Origin of the sequence: Pontibacter pamirensis (assembly GCF_010015475.1) — a bacterium.
Lineage (GTDB): Bacteria > Bacteroidota > Bacteroidia > Cytophagales > Hymenobacteraceae > Pontibacter > Pontibacter pamirensis.
Genome location: NZ_SSNI01000012.1, coordinates 125,805 through 144,015, shown reverse-complemented (window position 1 = coordinate 144,015; position 18,211 = coordinate 125,805). Strand labels below are relative to the sequence as shown.

Here is an 18,211-nt window from a genome sequence, read left to right as displayed (position 1 = left end):
TTAATCACGACAAGTGGCAGAAGAACGCACATCAGTAAAAGACACAGTAAAATCAGCCTGGTGGCGTTGTTCCGTCACGTAAAGAATATGATTCGCAAACGCCTTGCTGGGAGTAATAAACCAGATGCCTATACCATCGGCAAAGAGCTTGTTACTCTCACGGTATACCACCAGATTCGCAAAAGCCTGGTCCTCATTTAGATAAACGATTTTAGATGCATCATTCTTATATCTTGGGTCCCGCTCCAGGTATACTGCTCCGTAAATGTCACAATAATCCCTTTCAACGGTCGCTTCCCTAGCTGGTGCAGGAGCAGTTGCCGGCAAATTAAGAAGGGGCAGCAGGGCCATCCAGAAAATTAAAAGTATATACATTGTAATATATGGATATTGCCTCAAATATAACTATAAGTTACACAAAAAAGGCTGCCAATTAATTCAATTGGCAGCCTTTTTTGCACTTTATTTTACAATTTAGAAGGATTTGATGATGTCGGTGAAGTCTCTGGACTTGAGAGAGGCACCTCCTATCAGGCCTCCGTCTATATCTTCCTGCGCAAACAGCTCCTGCGCGTTGCCCGGATTGCAGCTGCCACCATACAGAATAGTGCAATTATAGGCAGCCTCCGCATCGAACATGCGCGATAGTTGCTCCCGTATATAGGCGTGCATTTCCTGCGCCTGCTGTGAGCTGGCCGTTTTACCGGTGCCTATCGCCCAAATCGGCTCGTAGGCTACTACAATCTGGTCGAACTCCTGGTTGCTCAGGTAAGAGACACTGTCTTTCAGCTGCTGGCCCACATACTCGAAGTGGCGGTCTGCGTCGCGCTCCTCCAGCGGCTCACCGCAGCAGAATATTGGCTTTAGGCCCTGGGCAATGGACAGTTTCATTTTCTTGTAAAGCGTCTGGGCATCTTCGTGGTGGTATAGGCGGCGCTCGCTGTGGCCTATAATCACGTACTCCACGCCCACCGACTTCAGCATGCTCGCTGATACGTCACCGGTATAAGCACCGCTTTCGTACTCGCTCACGTTCTGAGCTGCCAGGTGCATCTTATCATTGCCCTGCACCAACTTGCCTACGCTCTGCAGGTAAGGGAAAGGCGGCGCCACGATCACGGCCACATCGCCGTTCACTTCGTCTTTCACCATGTTATCGATTTCCGATACCAGCGAAAGCGCCTCCTCATAGCTTTTATTCATTTTCCAGTTACCTGCAACAATTTTCTTTCTCATGTTTTATGTGTTTTTTGGTGATGATCTTTTATAGTTATATATACTCCGTTTCAGAATTTTAGCTACCAATGTGGCAATTTAACAATTTCTAAATTACCTCTCCCCCGCCCTCTCCTAAAAACAGGAGAGGGTGTTTTCTTTGGATAGATAAAGTTAAAGTTTGTAGGCAGACGTGTCAAACCACCCCCTGCCCCTCCTTGGACAAGGAGGGGCAGGGGTGATTTGACCCGGAACTACTATTTCAAAACAAAAGCCGCAGATACAACAAGTACCTGCGGCTTCATCAAATCTATATTCGAAATTCTTTACACCTTCCCCTTCAGGAAACGGGCTGTATCATTGTCCTCCAGCTTCACCATGTCTTCCGGGGTGCCTTCAAATAGCAGGTGGCCGCCGTTTGTGCCGCCCTCCGGACCAAGGTCTATGATCCAGTCAGCGGATTTGATGATGTCCATGTTGTGCTCGATGATAACGACGGTGTTGCCGTTCTCGATGAGTGCATTCATGGATGTGAGCAGCTTGCTGATGTCGTGGAAATGCAGGCCGGTGCTGGGCTCGTCAAAGATGAACAGGATGTTCTCGTGATGCGAAGTGGCGCCTTTGGTTAAGAAGGACGCCAGCTTCACGCGCTGCGCCTCGCCACCCGATAAGGTATTGCTCGACTGCCCCAGGCGGATATAGCCTAGGCCTACATCATCCAGCGGCTTCAGGCGCTCTGATATTTTCGTTTGATCAGAGAAAAAATCAATGCTGTCGGACAACGTCATGTTGAGCACTTCGGAGATGTTTGTCTCTTTGTACTTGATGTCAAGCACATCCTGCTTGAAGCGGTGACCGTGGCAGCTTTCGCAGGTCAGGTAGATGTCGGCCATAAACTGCATCTCTATTTTCACCTGCCCTTCGCCCTGGCATACCTCGCAGCGTCCGCCCTCAATGTTAAATGAGAAATGTGACGGCTTAAACCCACGGGACTTCGCCAATGGCTGATCCGCATACAAGGTCCGAATGGCATCGTAGGCCTTTACATAAGTAACCGGGTTAGAGCGCGACGATTTGCCGATCGGGTTTTGGTCCACGAACTCCACATGGTCAATTTTGCCATAGTCGCCGCCCAGTTTGTCGAACTTACCGGTTGCCTCGGCGGTGGAACCGTGCAGCTTCTGCATGGCCGGGTAGAGTATATTTTTAATTAAGGTGGATTTACCAGAACCACTCACGCCTGTCACTACCGTCATCACGCCCAGCGGGAACTTCACGTTCAGGTTTTTCAGGTTGTTCTCGCGGGCACCCGTCACCTCAATGGCATTACGCCACTTGCGGCGCTGCGACGGCACCGGCACCTCCATTCTGCCGCTAAGGTATTTGGCGGTGTAGGTGTCAGTGCTCCTGGTCATTTCCTCGAAAGTACCCTGGAACATCAAATTACCGCCACCGGAGCCAGCCTCAGGCCCGATGTCGATGAGTTGGTCAGCAGCCTTCATCATCTCCTCTTCGTGCTCCACCACAATTACGGTGTTGCCCAGTTGCTGCAGCGTGCGCAGCACTCCAATCAGTTGCTCCGAGTCTTTCGGGTGCAGACCGATGCTGGGTTCGTCGAGGATATACATAGACCCCACCAAAGCGCTGCCCAGCGAAGTAGCCAGGTTAATACGCTGGCTCTCGCCACCCGACAGGGTATTGGAAAGGCGGTTGAGGGTAAGGTAGCCCAGCCCCACCCGCTCCAGGTAACTCAGGCGATTGGCAACTTCTGTCACCAGGCGCTCGGCCACATTCCGCTCGTGCTGCGTTAGCTCTATGTTCCGGAAGAAGGGCAGCACCTGCGTCAGTGGCATCAGCACTAGGTCGGTGATGCTTTTGCCGTTCACTTTCACGTAGGAGGCGTCTTTGCGCAGGCGCGAGCCGCGGCACTCCGGGCAGGTGGTGCGGCCCCGGTAGCGTGACAACATGACGCGGTACTGGATTTTGTGCGTCTGCCCCTGTATGTGTTTAAAGAAGTCGTTTAGTCCTTCAAAAAATTTATTGCCTGTCCACAGCAACTCCTGCTCTGCCTCTGTCAGCTCGTTGTAAGGCCGGTGAATCGGGAAGTCGAAGCGGATACCGTTTTTCACCAGCGGCTGCAGCCACTCATTCATCTTGTCGGAACGCCAGGGCGCGATGGCTCCTTCATACACCGTCAGGCTTTTGTCTGGTATCACCAGGTCAGGGTCTATGCCCAACACGCTGCCAAAGCCCTCGCAGGTCTGGCAGGCACCGAAGGGGTTGTTAAAGCTGAAGAAGTTGACCGAGGGCTCCTCAAACACGACACCGTCCAGTTCAAAGCGGTCGGAGAAGACGCGCTCCTCCTCGCCGAAAATAACACGGCACTCCCCGTGCCCTTCGAAGAAAGCAGTTTGCACGGAGTCGCCAATCCGGAAAGCTAAATCTTCATCTGACTTATAAATAACCGCACGGTCTACCAGTATATAGACTTCTTTGCCAAGGTTCGGCTTCTTCTGCTCCAGCAACTCCTCAATAAAGTATACCTGGCCATCGGCGTAGATGCGGGAATAACCTTTCTGCAGCAGCAGGTCCAACTCCTTTGCCAATGAACGGTCAGTGTGCTGGTGCAGCGGCGCCAGTATCATCACACGCGCCTCGTCCTCCAGCGAAAAGATAAAGTCCACCACATCGGCCACAGAATCTTTCTGCACCACCTCCCCTGACACCGGCGAATAGGTCTTGCCAATGCGGGCATAGAGCAGCTTCAGGTAATCATAGATTTCGGTGCTGGTGCCCACAGTAGAGCGGTTGTTCTTGATGCTTACCTTCTGCTCTATGGCAATGGCCGGGCTGATGCCCTTGATGTAGTCCACATCCGGTTTATCCATGCGGCCCAGGAACTGGCGCGCGTAAGAACTCAAACTCTCCACATACATGCGCTGCCCTTCGGCATACAGGGTATCAAAAGCGAGAGATGACTTGCCGGAGCCGGACAAGCCCGTGATAACGATAAACTGATTGCGGGGCAGCGCAACGCTCAGGTTCTTGAGGTTATGCACTCGGGCCCCTTTGATGATAATGTTCTGGCGGGCGTCGAGCTCGTCAAGGTTATAGTCAGGAATGTTTGCCATATAAAAAGCGGCCGGAGAAAAGGTTAAGCTAACCTTTAGAAGCCATTTTCTCTTATTAAGTTAATTTGCAAAGATACGAATAGATAAACTCAATTTGAAGGGCTTTGTTACACCACTCTCAGCAGGTAGATCCGTGGTGTTCAACAATCGCCGCGGCCTTTTAGTTACCTGCTTCAGCAGCACACTTCATTTTGAATTGTCGCCTTCATGCTTTCGCTGCTGTTGCTTGCCATTACGAAGGCTCTCTGCCTAACAGGCCCAACAGCAGAACACCGGCAGGTTTGCCGGCTCCATAGAATAAACTGAACCTAGGGCGGTGGTCTATCCGTATGAAAGAGTTATCAACTATTATCTAAACAAATCTATTTTATGGGAAAAGGAGATAAAAAATCAAGAAAAGGGAAAATATCAAAAGGAACTTACGGCAACAGACGCCTTCGTAAAGCAAACAAATCTACAGGCCAATCTGCACCTAAAGAAACCGCTGCTGCTGCAAAGTAGAAAACAGCTTAAACCCACAGACAAAAAGCACCGCTATCCTTTCAAGCAGGAGAGCGGTGCTTTCTGATTTCATGAAAGTTCATCTGCTCAGGCAGGTTCCATCTCTGATTCCGGGCTGAGGTCGAGTGTGCGCAGCTTGTCTGCTTTCAAACCCGTCACTCCCACGACTACCAGCGTCATGATGCCCCCAAACAACACGGCAGGCACCACCCCCATCAGCTTCGCCGTGAAACCAGACTCAAAAGCGCCAATCTCGTTAGACGAACCCACGAAAATATTATTCACTGACGATACCCGGCCTTTCATGTACTCGGGTGTAAGGGTATGGATGAGCGTGGAGCGGATAATTACGCTGATGCTGTCGAAGGCGCCACTCAAGGCCAACAGTACAAGAGAAAACCAGAAGCTGGTAGAAAGGCCAAACAGGATAATGCACATACCAAAACCCGCCACGGACCACAGCATCTTTTTACCGGCATCCGCTTTGATAGGATAATAGGCCATCAACACCGCCATTAACACAGAGCCTACAGCCGGAGCAGCCCGCAGGAAACCAAGCCCCTGCGGCCCGGTTTCCAGAATATCAGACGCAAAGATAGGCAGCAGGGCCACTGCCCCGCCAAACAGCACTGCAAACAAATCCAGCGAAATGGCGCTCAGAATCACCTGATTCCCGAAAACGAATTTAATGCCGGAGCGCAGGCTCTCTTTCAGGTTCTGCGGGTTTATGTTTTCCGGTAAGGGTTTGGCACCAATAAAAGCAAAAGCCACCAGGGAGAGCAGCACCAGGGCTGCATCGGTAGTATATGCAGCCGTGACACCGGCAAAGCCATAGATAAGGCCACCGGCAGCCGGCCCCGCCAAAGATGCGGCCTGCCAGGTAGTGCTGCTCCAGGTAATGGCATTGCCGTACAGTTGCTTGTTCGCTACCAACTGCGGCATAAAAGAGAATACCGCCGGCCCCATAAAGCCCCGGGCAATGCCACTGATAAAAATAACAAGATATATGGGTAGCGTACCGTACCGCGCCAGCACGTTGCTTATATCCAGCGTAAAATACAGCAGTGCCGCAGAGCAAAACAGCAGCGCCGTTACCACCACCATGATAATCTTTTTGCGCGACACTGTATCTGCTATGTAGCCCGCGTATAGCGACACCACAATAGACGGAATAGCCTCCGCCAGCCCAATCAGCCCCAGCGAGAGCGGGTCCTGGGCTATATCATACATCTGCCAGCCCACTATTACCGCCTGGATCTGCATGGCCAGTGTAATACACAAACGCGCTACAATGTATAAGCGAAACTCCGATAGGCGGAGCACAGCATACGGATCATGCTTGCCTCGTGCCTCTTCTTTCATGCTGCCTTTCATTTTAAAAGACAAAACTACAGCAATGGCACCACAAAACTGTAAATGAATTAATCATAAAATTTCTGGTTAATTTTCTAAATAAGGTATACCAAGTTGTTTTTATGACGTATAACATAATTAGGCGTAAGTTCCATAGTACCTGTTTGTTTAGGCTGTTTCAAAGCCTTTGTTTCTTCAGCTTCAGACAGCTGAAAGATTACGGTTTATACATATTCTATAAAAGATTCTTTCAACGTTATGTCGGTTCTAAGTAATACTTAGGAACTGCTGCGGTACTGCGCAAGGTTAGATGATGCCAGAAAACAGCCTATGAACGTTTTAGCCGATGACTATTATTGAAAAATCAGACCTGCCTTACCTGCACATTTACTATCAGAAGGATTTATGTGTGCTCTTCTGCCGTTGGCGTATGCCTGTGGAGTTAGTGCAGGTATCAGAAGGCTATATGGCCGCACTGCAGTTTGCATCTCATCTGGATGCTCATTTCTGGCTGCACGACCTGCGCCTGCGCAACACCTATTGCAAAAAAGAGCGCCATTGGTTTACCCACACTTTTGTGCCTGCGGCAAATAAGCTTTTAGGCGGCAGTAATTTTATTGCTTACCTGGTGTCGCCGTTACAGCGTGAGTGCCTGCTGCAGAAAAAAGCAAAAGTAAATGAGCCTGTTAAGCAAGGAGGAGAAAATGAACCTGTTAAGTATTCCCTTTTTCTGACGGTGCACTATTTTACCAATGAGCACGATGCATTGGAGTGGCTGTATGGCTGCCGCGTCCGGATAGTGTCTTAGAAAAGTGCCTCACGCCTTTTTGCCGTTCGGGCACTTTTACCTTCCGCATCGGGTTAAAAGAAGGCAGATTAATAGAGGGCAGACTAATAAAAAGCTAATTAACGTAACATAACGGTTAAAACAGAAGTATAAAAATTCCCCGATAATGTCAACCCGGGAAAAGGTACCACAGAGGCTTCTACCCGCTTTAAATTAAGGAAATATAATCAATATTATATTTCAAAGTTATCAAAAAGGCTTCTGTATGATCTCTTTGTAAACAATACTTTTCCAAGGGAACACAAATATTAACTATGCGTACCTTTATCGGGCACAGTAATTATTTTTAACATAAACGATTGAATACATGGAAATACTTGATATTCGAAACCTGTTGGAGAACATCGAAAGAAAGGTGTCTCAACAGGAGATTACAACTGACGTAGCTGTAACAAAACTTATCAATACGGAAATCGCAAAGGCTATAAATCTGAAGTACAAAAAGGAGAATAAGCCAGAGGAAGACGTCTACAAGAATATTTCCTGCTCTACTTTGGAGTGCTACTTGGAGCACCTGAAAAACGTAGAGGCTAAACTTCAAAAGCCGACACACATTTCAGCCCAATGCTCACTTGTAGAGGAGCGTGACATTAACCGCCGCCTGTTGCTGATTCTAAACCGCATTAAAGGTTACAGCAGAAGACAATAATTTTTTTGGTATTTTTTTCAACCATCCTTCGGTAAGATTTCTCAGCTCTTTCGAAGGATTTTTTATGTCCCGCTATTTCTTTCATCGGGCGCATGATGTACAGGAACTCTCTTCTTTTTCGCCTAATCTCCTTTTGCTTTTACACAACTTGTGCACTGGATTTGCCTAAGGTGATGCACGTCATTTTTTTTAAGCACAGATGTGTATAAAATCGCACTTTAAAATCCTGAACTCATGACACATAATAAGTAGAGGATCTGAGATGAAGAAAGACATAGAAACCGAGGCAGACATAATACTGCTGGTAGACACATTTTACGATAAAGTAAACCAGGACGAACTTCTGTCGCCTGTTTTCAACGGCTTTGCCCAGGTAAACTGGCAAACTCACCTGCCTGTCATGTATAACTTCTGGAGCACTGTACTGCTGGGGAAAATGGCTTATAGAGGGCAGCCTTTCCCAAAGCACCTGCGCCTCCCTATAGAAGCAAAGCACTTTAATCGCTGGATTAGCCTCTTTACCCATACTGTAGATACTCTTTTTGAAGGTAATAAGGCGACCGAGGCCAAACAAAAAGCCACCAGCATCGCAAGAGTTTTCCAGATAAAGATGGGGCTTTTCAGTGCAATAGCATAGCTGTTTTATTTCATTAAGTTGTCTTAACTTAAGATTTAGCAAAAGAGTTTGCTCTAGTTGGCGCTGTTTTTGTACGCCTTGTAATTGTAGGCATAAATACTGGCACAACGACAAGGGTATGGACGACTGTATAATTTTTCGATTTTTTTTCCATAATAGCAGGACCAGCTATTGCACATGAAAAACGCATTCTCTATATTTGATTTACACTTCTGAAAAAAATTTGTTCTAACTAGTAAACGCAACAATATGATATAAAGCTTTACGTTAACCTAATGTAGCTTTAAGATGAATACAAATACCCAGCTGAGTGATTCTGCTTTGATTTCACTCTACATCGCAGGTAAGGAGAGTGCGTTTGAACAACTAGTTAACAGGCACAAGAACAAAGTATACACAACAATTTATTTAATAGTAAAAGACTCTTATACAGCCGAAGATCTGCTTCAGGATGCTTTTATCAAAGCCATCCATACAATGAAAAGCGGCCGTTATAACGAGGAAGGTAAATTTTCTTCCTGGATTTGCCGCATTGCCCATAACCTGGCAATCGACCATTTCCGTAAAGAGAAAAGGAGCCCGATGATCACGCTGGAAGATGGCAGCAATGTGTTCAACAACATGTCTTTTTCGGAGGATTCTGCGGAGTCCCTCCAGATAAAAGAGGACACGCATGCCCGTTTACGCGAGCTTATCCAGACGTTGCCCCAAACGCAACGGGAGGTGCTTATGATGCGGCATTACGCAGAAATGAGCTTCCAGGAGATAGCAGACGCTACCGGTGTGAGCATCAATACTGCCTTGGGTCGTATGCGCTATGCGCTTATCAACCTGAGGAAGAAGATGCTAAACAACAACATAGCGTATGATAAAAACCTCTACTCAGAATGAGCTAATCCAGTATGTGTATAACGAGTTGGCAGACGATGCCTGCGAGCAACTGGAGTTAGCGTTAACGCAAGATTTTGAGCTGGCTGAGAGCTGCTCCGATTTGCTAATGATTCATCAGTTGCTGGATGGTGCAGCCAAAGCACCTCATCAGCGTGCCATTGACAACATATTAAGTTACTCAAAAAGCTTTAGTTTGCAGTCTTAACTGATTGCAAACTTTTTTTATGCAAAAGAAGGAACGCTACAAGCTCCTGATAGAATATTTCACGCAGCATTTCCCGGAGCCGGAAACAGAATTGGCCTATAACAACCCTTATGAGCTGATTCTGGCTGTGGTGCTGAGTGCCCAGTGCACAGACAAGCGTGTGAACATGGTAACGCCTGCGCTTTTCGAGGCTTATCCTACACCGGATCATCTGGCCACCGCCACACCTGAAGAGGTACTGCCTTACATCAAGAGCATTTCTTACCCTAACAACAAAGCCAAGCACTTAGCAGGGCTGGGCAAGATGCTGGTAGAGCAGTTTAACTCAGAAGTGCCCAGCACTGTGGAGGAACTGGTGAAGCTGCCGGGTGTAGGCCGTAAAACAGCCAATGTTATTGTTTCCGTTATCTGGAACCAGCCTGCCATGGCCGTGGATACCCATGTGTTCCGGGTAAGCAAGCGGCTGGGCCTGGTAACGAAAACCTCAAAAATGCCTGTGGAGGTAGAGAAGCAACTGGTGGCGAACCTGCCCCTGGAGTTGGTTTCCAAGGCGCATCACTGGCTTATTCTGCATGGCCGCTACATCTGCGTGGCCCGCAGGCCTAAGTGCGAGGAATGCCCCCTGACCCACTTCTGCGCCTTTTTTCAGAAAAATTTCCCTAATATCCCGGATGACCCGGAGAATAAACTGGGAGGATAAATCTGTGGTGTATCAAAGACGATAAACAGCCTGTTATGGAGTAAGCCTCTTAACAGGCTGCTTGTTTTTAGGGTATACTTCTACTAAAAACTTCATAACTTAACTGCAATCTTATGGCGTATACATCGCACACACAGCGACTTTACCAGGATGTAGAATTTTTTACCTCTCTACAACCAGCACGAAACTACCGGAACAAGCAGTCTCTGGAAGCTGCCTCGCGCCATATCTACGATGAGCTTTATAAGCTGTCTTTCGACAAAATAGATTACCAGGAGTTTACCGTCGGGAGCGGAGAAAAGTATAGAAATGTGTCTGCACTTTATAAAGGATTGCGTGAAGACAGAATCATTATTGGGGCACATTACGACGTATGCGGAGACCAGCCCGGAGCAGACGATAATGCAAGTGCTGTAGCCGGCATGCTGGAAACGGCAAGGCTCATACATGAATACCAACAGAAAGAAAAGTTGAACTATACACTGGAATTCGTTGGCTATTGCCTGGAGGAGCCTCCCTTTTTCGGAACAGATGAAATGGGAAGCGCAGTGCATGCACGCCGGATGCTGGACGAAAAGGTACCAATTAAATACATGATAGCATACGAGATGATTGGCTATTTCAGCGATGCCCCCAACTCTCAGAATTTTCCAGATCCTGCCCTGAAAAGTATGTTTCCCAACACCGGTAACTTTATTGTGATAGCAGGCCACAGTTCGCAGAGTGAGGTAGTTGAAACCCTGGCCACCCGGATGCAGGAGCATTGTACCATTCCCGTATACCCGGTCGCTTTCCCGGTAACAAATGGCCTGGCAAATTTATCAGACCACCGGAGTTATATAAAGCATGGCTTCAATGCTGTGATGGTCAATGACACGTCCTTCCTGAGGAATCCGCATTATCATATGCCAACAGACACCATCGACACTTTGGACTTTGGAAGAATGGGAGACGTGGTAAACGGCGTTACAGGCCTACTGATCTCCATGAACGAAGAAAGTAAATAGAATTTTTTTTAGAAGCTGCATTTTGCATTAATATAAAATTTCTGCTTAACTTAACAGCCGCATCTTTTCTACAACCTATTCGTTACACCCTATTCGTATTATGAGCAAACTTATCAATGTTGGCCTTATCGGCTTTGGCATGGCTGGCAGCGTATTCCATGCCCCCTTCATCACCAATGTACAGGGGCTCCGCCTCTCTAAAATCAGGGAAACCCGCCCGGAAAACATCGCTGTTGCGAACAAAAGGTACCCGGAGGCTACGATTGTAGATAATGTAAAAGCCATTTTTGAAGATGCTGCCATTGACCTGGTGGTGCTGGCCACCCCCAACAGTTCGCATCTAAGCTTGGCAAAAGAAGCTTTGCAAGCGGGCAAGCACGTAGTGGTGGAAAAGCCTTTTACTGTTACTTCCGCAGAAGCCGACGAACTGATTGTGCTGGCTGAGAGCAAGGGCAAACTTTTAACCGTATTCCAAAACCGGCGCTGGGACAGCGACTTCAAAACCATCCTGAAAATAATATCAGAGAACCTGCTCGGAGAGGTGGTGGAGTACGAAGCACATTTCGATAGATTCCGCAATTTTCTAAAACCTAATACCTGGAAGGAAGAAGACGCTCCCGGATCAGGTTTATTGTATGACCTTGGTTCGCACCTGATTGACCAGGCGCTGTGCCTCTTTGGCTTGCCTTCTGAAGTTTCTGCAGATCTCCGGACGCAGCGGGAAGACAGCCAGATAGTAGACAACTTTCACCTGATGCTGTACTACCCTAACCTGCGGGTAATTCTAAGAGCCGGTATGCTGGTTCGGGAGCAAGGCCCCCGCTATAAGATATACGGAGATAGAGGTTCCTTTCTGAAATATGGTTTGGATGTGCAGGAAGCCGCCTTAAAAGAAGGCCAGTCTCCGAAGGGCAACGCTCATTGGGGTGTAGAACCGGAAAAAATCTGGGGAAAGCTGAACACAGATTTTGAAGGCCTGCACATCATTGGCAAAGTAGAAAGCGAAACCGGTGATTATACCGCCTTCTATCAAAATGTGTATAGCGCTATTTTAGGTGATGAAGAACTTGAGGTAAAGCCGGATCAGGCACGTGACACTATCAAAGTGATAGAGCTAGCTATTCAGAGCCACAAAGAAAAGAGAACGGTAACATTTTCATAAATTCCAGAGCAGGTAGGCTGCAATAGGTTTGCCTGCTCTCTTTTTAGTAACAACAGGTGCGTTCAGTTAAAAAAAATCACCGGGCTACCTGCTCCAGCACCTTTTCTACCTGCCGTACCAGCTGTTGCCGATCAAATAACTTTCTGGCGATGGCTGCACCACGTGCACCTGCTGCTTGTAACTCCTGCGGCTGCGCCAGCAATTCCTTTACCTTCTGCGCTATAGCCGAAGGTTGTTCCGCTGGTGCAAACCAGCCACAGCTATGCTCTTCAAGAAACGTTTTTGTCCAGCCGGGGTTCGTTACCAGCACCGGAGTAGCACTGGCAAGGCTATCGTACATCTTAGCCGGAGAGTTGGTAGCTAATATCGGCAGATCGTTGAAGGAAACGACCGAAAGGTCAGCCAGCTTAAATAGTTTGAATATTTCAGTGCGGGGCTGTGGTGGTAAAAGCAACAAGTTGGGCACCCGCTTCGCTAGTTCCTGCAATTGCGGCTCATAGTACCCGGCACCGACAAACACAAAGCGAATTTGCTGCTCCCCGGCTAAGCTTTCTATAACCTGTAGCATGGTGGGCATATCATTTGCCCGGCCATATGTGCCGGCGTACAACACCACCTGCTTATCCTGTAGCTGATGCTTATGGCGCAATGCCTCCACCTCCTCCGGCCGCACAGCTTCCACCATCTCCAGGTTCGTGCCGTTGTAGTTGGTGGTAATCTTTTCGCGGCTAATGCCCCGCCCAACCACATACTCTGTCATGTCCGGGGAGAGCGTGATAATATGGCTGGCACTGCGGTAAAGGCTTTTCTCTAACCTGTACAACCTCCGTTGCATCCATTTATTTTTTACAGCGCCCATCGCAATCGGGAAGCTGGGCCAGAGGTCCTGCACCTCAAATACCCAGGGCACCCCGCGTAACCTTGCCACCTGCGCTGCTACCCAGGGTGTAGTAAGTGGCGTAGAAACAGCCCAGATGACATCAGGCTTCTGCAACTGCATCGTCATTTTAAACGCACTGCCGGCAAAACCTACAAAGGACTTCAGGCGCTGCCGTATACCCATTTTGTTTTCGTAGGGCACATGGCTCTCGTGTAGTTCTACCCCTTCCGGCACCCAGGTATGATTATCTGCAATACATGTTCTCCGCCATGCATCACTTGCCACCAGGCTAACCCGATGCTTTTGGGCCAGGTACTCTAGGTAGGTATAATGGCGGGCGGTAGCGGGGCAATCAGGAGTGTTGTGGTGCTGGTTTAGTACGGCAATGTGCATTATAAATTGTTGTATTGCTTGATTGTCAAATTGTTGTTCTGATGCATTCTTGAGCTAAAATCTTTTTCCTACATAATCCAACTATTTAACAATTCAACAATTAAGCTATTTAGCAATCAAGAATCAAGCTTATCGCCGTCTCTCCGGCTTATACTTCGATTGGTTGAATATCTTGCGGTAGTCAGTATCGGCCATTAATTCTGGCAGCGTTACTTCCGGGTTTCGCTCCATGTATTTTCGCACAATTTGCCAGCCCACCCATGCCCCGATACGCCCCGGGGCAGTTGGATCTATTTCAGGTGTATTAGGGCGCTCCCCGACGTACTTATTCACTACAAAAGGTGCCTTTTCATATAGCAGGCTCTTTTCAATAAAGTGCGCCCAGATGCGGCCTTCGTTGCGGTTCACATCTGCTATCTGCTGACTCGTATAGCTGATGATGGCTGAGTCAGCCGTACAGGGCAATACCGTTTCTACAAAATAATATGCCTTTCCTATGTTCAGCATTTCAGCGAGGAGTGTTCTTTCAGAAACATTTGTTCTATTGTAGCGGTCCGAAAGCAGGAGCATCGCCGCCGGCACCATTTTCTCCCGCTCATAGCGGCTCAGAATATAATCATACACCTGCGGGCGGTAGCTAGCAGATTTACCGATAAAATAGTCCAATCCGAAAACCAGCAGGCTGTCTGACACAAACAAGTCGTTACCCATCGTACCAAGCCCTGTTACAAACGTCTTTACCTCCGGCACATAAAACTCTGGGTAGTGAAATTTCACCACTTTAAACGCGTTCTCCAATTGCTGCTGTTCCTCCTCCATATCCCCGAAGCGCTGGGAAGCCTGTTGGGCCAGGGAGTCGAGGGCCGGGTTCGTGGCCATATCGTACAAAGAAGTGAGCAGTGGGGAATCCGGGGGCTGATTGCCTGCCTGTAGGTACTTTTCAGCGAAAAGCGGATTAGCCTTTAAGAAAGCTGCCACATCCTGCGGGGAATTCGCGTCAAAAAATGGTTTCTCCAGCCGTTCAATTTGCACCGTTACGGGTACATTGGCTATTCCATCAGGTAATTCACAGCCTTCGTTTTTGCATCCGAAAGCGACTAGAAGTGTTGCTAATAATAGAAATCTGTAATACATTGTTGCGTATCTTTGTACAAAAATAGGGGGTTCCTTCGTATTAGAGTAACACATAGAATAATTTAACCACACTTATGAAAAAACTTACACTCCTCATGCTGTTTTTAGTCGCTGGATTTTCGGCGATGGCGCAGATTGAGATTGGACTGATGGTATCGCCAACTATAGCTGGCAACCGCTTTATTGCAGAAGACAGGTACAATTTTGAAAAGGAAAGTAGCAACCTGCGCCTTGGTGTAGGAGTAGTAGCGGACTACTTTTTTGCACAGAACTATGCTTTTAGCACTGGTTTGATTTACCGTGGCAAAGGTGCGGAGATTACTTTTACTGACACAGATACTAATGGGAACCCTTTCACGGAAAAAGACGATTTAACAATACAGTACATTGAATTACCAATTTCTTTAAAGCTATTTACTAACGAAATAGCGCCAGGTACTATTGCCTACTTCCAGGTAGGAGGATCCCTTAATACAAAAGTAGCTGCGCAGGTAGATGGCAAAAAAGTAATTAATGGCGAAAAGATTATCAAACGCTTTAATATTTTTGAGGCTGATGTTTTGTTAGGAGGTGGTGTTGAGTTTCAACTTGGCCAGAGCACGAAACTCTTTGGTGGCCTTACTTACCACCGTGGCCTTACTGACATTGACAATTTTTATGAAGATCGGCTTGGTGACAAGAACATATCTTTGAAAAACAATGGTGTTTCCATCGATTTTGGGGTGAAGTTTTAGCAGCTATACCATACATCAATAAAGAAAAGCCGCTCCGATTAACTATCGGAGCGGCTTTTCTTTTACTACAATATTATACTTCATCTGCTACTACACTCACTTCTGCTAATGCAGCGCGCAGTTCAATCTCTTCCCCCCGGTCGTCCATCACTTTAAAATCCATGATGCCCAGCGAAGTGTCTTTTACAAGCGTTACCCACTTAAAGTATTTAAAGAACCACTTCATCTGCCGTGACATCAATCCTTTTGTATAGTAGGTATACAGGAAAGGATGCAGGTAAAGCGTCAGGCTTTTGTGGTTGTGGCTGGTCAGCAGGTCGTCTACCGCTGCCTCAATTTCATCTGTCACCAGTATACTGGCCGTTATTTTACCGGTGCCGTTGCAGGTAGGGCAAACTTCCCCGGTTACAATGTTTTGTTCAGGCCTTACACGCTGTCTTGTAATTTGCATCAGGCCAAATTTTGAGATGGGGAGTACAGTCGATCTGGATCGATCTTTTTTCATTTCCTCCTTCACCACCTCATACACTTTCTGGCGGTTTTCCGGAGACTTCATATCAATGAAGTCCACTACAATGATACCACCTATATCCCGGAGGCGCATCTGGCGGGCCACTTCTTTGGCTGCCGTCATGTTCACGTTCAGCGCAGTCGCCTCCTGATCGGTTTCGGTATTGGATTTGTTCCCACTGTTAACATCTACTACGTGCAGTGCTTCGGTGTGCTCTATCACCAGGTATCCGCCGCCTGGTATGGTCACTGTTTTACCGAAAGCAGACTTTAGCTGTTTCTCAATGTTAAAGTGTTCAAAGGTCTTGGTTTTACCAGTATAATGCTTCAGGATGTTTAACTTATCCGGGGCAATGCTACTGATGTATGCTTTGATGTCGTCATAGAGCGCCGTATCGTCTACTACTATGTTGTCAAAGCTCTCGTTTAATAAATCCCTCAAGATGGATGAAGAACGGTTCAGCTCACCAATAATTTTATCATTTGGTTTTGCTATCCGAAGCGTTTTAAAGCCTTCCTCCCAGTTCGCGACCATGTTGCGCAGGTCTCTGTCGAGCTCTGCCACATCACGTCCTTCTGCCACTGTCCTGATAATTACGCCAAAATTCTCTGGCTTAATGGAGGTGATCAGTCGCTTCAGGCGCGTGCGCTCTTCCTTGCTCACGATTTTCTTGGACACACTTACCGTATTCGAAAACGGCACGAGGACCAGGTATCGTCCAGCCAGCGATATCTCGCAGGAAAGGCGCGGGCCTTTGGTAGAAATTGGCTCTTTTACGATTTGCACCAACAACTGCTGCCCTTTTTTAAGGACATCAGCCATTTTTCCGAGTTTGTCTATCTCGGGCTCAAACTTTGCCTGGTTGAGCTTTGGTGATGCGTTCTTCTGTGTTTGCGCTGCTTTAACATATTTGTTCAGTGTTCTCACATTCGCTCCCAGATCATGGTAATGCAGGAATGCATCCTTCTGGTAGCCAATATCAATAAAAGCAGCGTTTAGGCCAGGCATTACTTTTTTTACAGTACCCAGAAAAATATCACCTACCGTATAATCTGTGTCTTTCGACTCGAAGTGATACTCTACCAGGCGTTTGTCCTGTAAAAGCGCAATGCGTTCCCCATCTTGAGTAGAATTGATAATCAGTTCGTTACTCAATTTTTCTCAAATGGTTATTTAGGATGTATAAGACCAAAGCCCACATTTGCAAAGCAAAGTGGGCCTTAAAACACTAGAAGAAATTACTTCTTCTTATGTCTGTTCTTTCTTAAGCGCTTCTTTCTCTTGTGAGTAGCTATTTTATGTCTTTTTCTTTTTTTTCCGCAAGGCATAGTCTTGTAGTTTTCGTTGTATAATTTTTTTTTAAATTCTCTAATTCAGTTTTGCCAGGTACTCATCCACGGAGGCTGCCAGTGCAGGGTCGGTGCTCATACTCTTTACCTTGTTAAACAAGGCCTTCGCTTCTTCGTTTTCCCCTGTCTCTGCCAACGACACGGCTAGGTAGAAGGTTCCCTCTAAGTGTGACGGGTTAACAGACACAAGCTTCTGAAATCGCTCTACAGCTTTGTCATACTGCCTGGACTGGATAGACAGAATGCCCAGGTTAAACAGCGCCTTCTCGTTATTCGGGTCTGATGCAAGAACCTCCCGCAGCAGTGTAATCCCCTGCATAGGATTGCTGCTGGCGATATACGTCATTGCCAGGTTTGTTTTTGCATCAAGCTCTGAAGGATTGTTCTTCAGCACCTGCTCATACATTTCGCGTGCTTTAGCGCCAAGTTGACCGGCACGGTCCTGCGTTGCCGCAAAAGTAAATGCCTCATAGTACGCATCGCCGGCTTTCTTGTAGCTTTTCTCGCCTCCACGGGCTTCTGCTGCAACTTCATAGTAATATCCGGCACTGTCGTACTTGTTAGCAGTAGCATAAGCCTCAGCCAACTCTGTAGCTATTCGCATACGTGCCTGCGCGTCGGTAGTCTTGTTAAACCTGGCACGTGCTGTAGCCAGTTCCATCAGTTGCTCCGGAGAAGCGGTCACGTGCACATCTGCAGCACCACCTTCCGCTGCTCCATGGTCATGTCCATCATCTTCTGAGTGACCTTCCGGCGTAGCTGCCGCGGTTTCGCCTGTGGCAAAGTTACCTTTGTCTTCTTCGTTTACAATTACTTTAGGCAAAAAGAACATAACCGCTACCAACACGATGGCTGCAACAACTATCAATATTTGTGACCGTGACATTCTTTTTACCTAAAGGTTGTATGCTG

18 protein-coding genes are annotated in these 18,211 nt (G+C 47.5%); 10 read left to right on the top strand and 8 right to left on the bottom strand.

Features of this window, described 5'->3' with window-relative positions; genetic code table 11:
- The 3 genes from E1919_RS12130 to uvrA all read right to left on the bottom strand — a co-directional run bounded on the left by E1919_RS12130 (position 1) and on the right by uvrA (position 4,346).
- The gene (locus E1919_RS12130) at positions 1-375 is read right to left on the bottom strand and encodes a 7(1) septoil knot domain-containing protein (RefSeq protein WP_162053669.1); all 375 of its coding nucleotides are present in this window, start codon (positions 373-375) and stop codon (positions 1-3) included.
- Positions 376-474: 99 nt separating this feature from the next.
- Positions 475-1,236, bottom strand: a complete 762-nt coding sequence (gene tpiA, locus E1919_RS12125) for a triose-phosphate isomerase (protein ID WP_162053668.1) — start codon at positions 1,234-1,236, stop codon at positions 475-477.
- A 305-nt stretch (positions 1,237-1,541) separates the two neighbouring features.
- Positions 1,542-4,346, bottom strand: a complete 2,805-nt coding sequence (gene uvrA, locus E1919_RS12120) for an excinuclease ABC subunit UvrA (RefSeq protein WP_162053667.1) — start codon at positions 4,344-4,346, stop codon at positions 1,542-1,544.
- 369 nt (positions 4,347-4,715) lie between these two features.
- Here uvrA and E1919_RS12115 point away from each other — a divergent pair, with 369 nt between their 5' ends.
- Entirely contained in the window at positions 4,716-4,847 is a 132-nt protein-coding gene (locus E1919_RS12115; protein ID WP_162053666.1) for a 30S ribosomal protein THX, read from the top strand.
- Positions 4,848-4,934: 87 nt separating this feature from the next.
- Here E1919_RS12115 and E1919_RS12110 read toward each other — a convergent pair whose 3' ends face one another.
- Positions 4,935-6,209, bottom strand: a complete 1,275-nt coding sequence (locus E1919_RS12110) for an MFS transporter (RefSeq protein WP_162053665.1) — start codon at positions 6,207-6,209, stop codon at positions 4,935-4,937.
- A gap of 337 nt (positions 6,210-6,546) precedes the next feature.
- On the opposite strand from E1919_RS12110, the gene E1919_RS12105 reads away from it, so the two are divergent.
- From E1919_RS12105 to E1919_RS12070, 8 genes are all read left to right on the top strand, one after another.
- The gene (locus E1919_RS12105; protein WP_162053664.1) at positions 6,547-7,008 is read left to right on the top strand and encodes a hypothetical protein; all 462 of its coding nucleotides are present in this window, start codon (positions 6,547-6,549) and stop codon (positions 7,006-7,008) included.
- Positions 7,009-7,354: 346 nt separating this feature from the next.
- Positions 7,355-7,696 carry a hypothetical protein gene (locus tag E1919_RS12100; protein ID WP_162053663.1) on the top strand — a complete coding sequence of 114 codons (342 nt, stop codon included), beginning with the start codon at positions 7,355-7,357 and terminating at the stop codon, positions 7,694-7,696.
- A 262-nt stretch (positions 7,697-7,958) separates the two neighbouring features.
- Entirely contained in the window at positions 7,959-8,333 is a 375-nt protein-coding gene (locus E1919_RS12095) for a group III truncated hemoglobin (RefSeq protein ID WP_162053662.1), read from the top strand.
- Positions 8,334-8,621: 288 nt separating this feature from the next.
- On the top strand, positions 8,622-9,224 hold the full coding sequence (locus E1919_RS12090; protein ID WP_115566584.1) for an RNA polymerase sigma factor: 603 nt from the start codon (positions 8,622-8,624) through the stop codon (positions 9,222-9,224).
- Positions 9,199-9,429 (top strand): ubiquitin family protein, encoded by a 231-nt coding sequence (locus E1919_RS12085; protein WP_162053661.1) that lies wholly within the window; start codon positions 9,199-9,201, stop codon positions 9,427-9,429. The genes E1919_RS12090 and E1919_RS12085 overlap by 26 nt, the downstream gene beginning before the upstream one ends.
- A 19-nt stretch (positions 9,430-9,448) precedes the next feature.
- Positions 9,449-10,129 (top strand): endonuclease III, encoded by a 681-nt coding sequence (gene nth, locus E1919_RS12080; RefSeq protein ID WP_162053660.1) that lies wholly within the window; start codon positions 9,449-9,451, stop codon positions 10,127-10,129.
- A gap of 113 nt (positions 10,130-10,242) precedes the next feature.
- Positions 10,243-11,136: a M28 family peptidase gene (locus E1919_RS12075; RefSeq protein WP_162053659.1), complete on the top strand. Its 894-nt coding sequence runs from the start codon at positions 10,243-10,245 to the stop codon at positions 11,134-11,136.
- A 100-nt stretch (positions 11,137-11,236) separates the two neighbouring features.
- Positions 11,237-12,298: an oxidoreductase gene (locus E1919_RS12070; protein ID WP_162053658.1), complete on the top strand. Its 1,062-nt coding sequence runs from the start codon at positions 11,237-11,239 to the stop codon at positions 12,296-12,298.
- 76 nt (positions 12,299-12,374) lie between these two features.
- Here the strand turns inward: E1919_RS12070 and E1919_RS12065 are convergent, their stop codons facing one another.
- Positions 12,375-13,571 (bottom strand): glycosyltransferase family 4 protein, encoded by a 1,197-nt coding sequence (locus E1919_RS12065; protein WP_162053657.1) that lies wholly within the window; start codon positions 13,569-13,571, stop codon positions 12,375-12,377.
- A gap of 129 nt (positions 13,572-13,700) precedes the next feature.
- Positions 13,701-14,705, bottom strand: a complete 1,005-nt coding sequence (gene gldB / locus E1919_RS12060) for a gliding motility lipoprotein GldB (RefSeq protein ID WP_162053656.1) — start codon at positions 14,703-14,705, stop codon at positions 13,701-13,703.
- Between the two features lie 74 nt (positions 14,706-14,779).
- Between gldB and E1919_RS12055 the strand changes: the two genes are divergently transcribed.
- Entirely contained in the window at positions 14,780-15,439 is a 660-nt protein-coding gene (locus E1919_RS12055) for a porin family protein (RefSeq protein WP_162053655.1), read from the top strand.
- Between the two features lie 73 nt (positions 15,440-15,512).
- Here E1919_RS12055 and E1919_RS12050 read toward each other — a convergent pair whose 3' ends face one another.
- Together E1919_RS12050 and E1919_RS12045 are read right to left on the bottom strand one after the other, a co-directional pair.
- Complete coding sequence (locus tag E1919_RS12050) at positions 15,513-17,105, bottom strand: Rne/Rng family ribonuclease (protein WP_162053654.1); 1,593 nt, start codon at positions 17,103-17,105, stop codon at positions 15,513-15,515.
- Positions 17,106-17,318: 213 nt separating this feature from the next.
- On the bottom strand, positions 17,319-18,185 hold the full coding sequence (locus E1919_RS12045) for a tetratricopeptide repeat protein (RefSeq protein ID WP_237144303.1): 867 nt from the start codon (positions 18,183-18,185) through the stop codon (positions 17,319-17,321).
- Between the last annotated feature and the right edge of the window lie 26 nt (positions 18,186-18,211).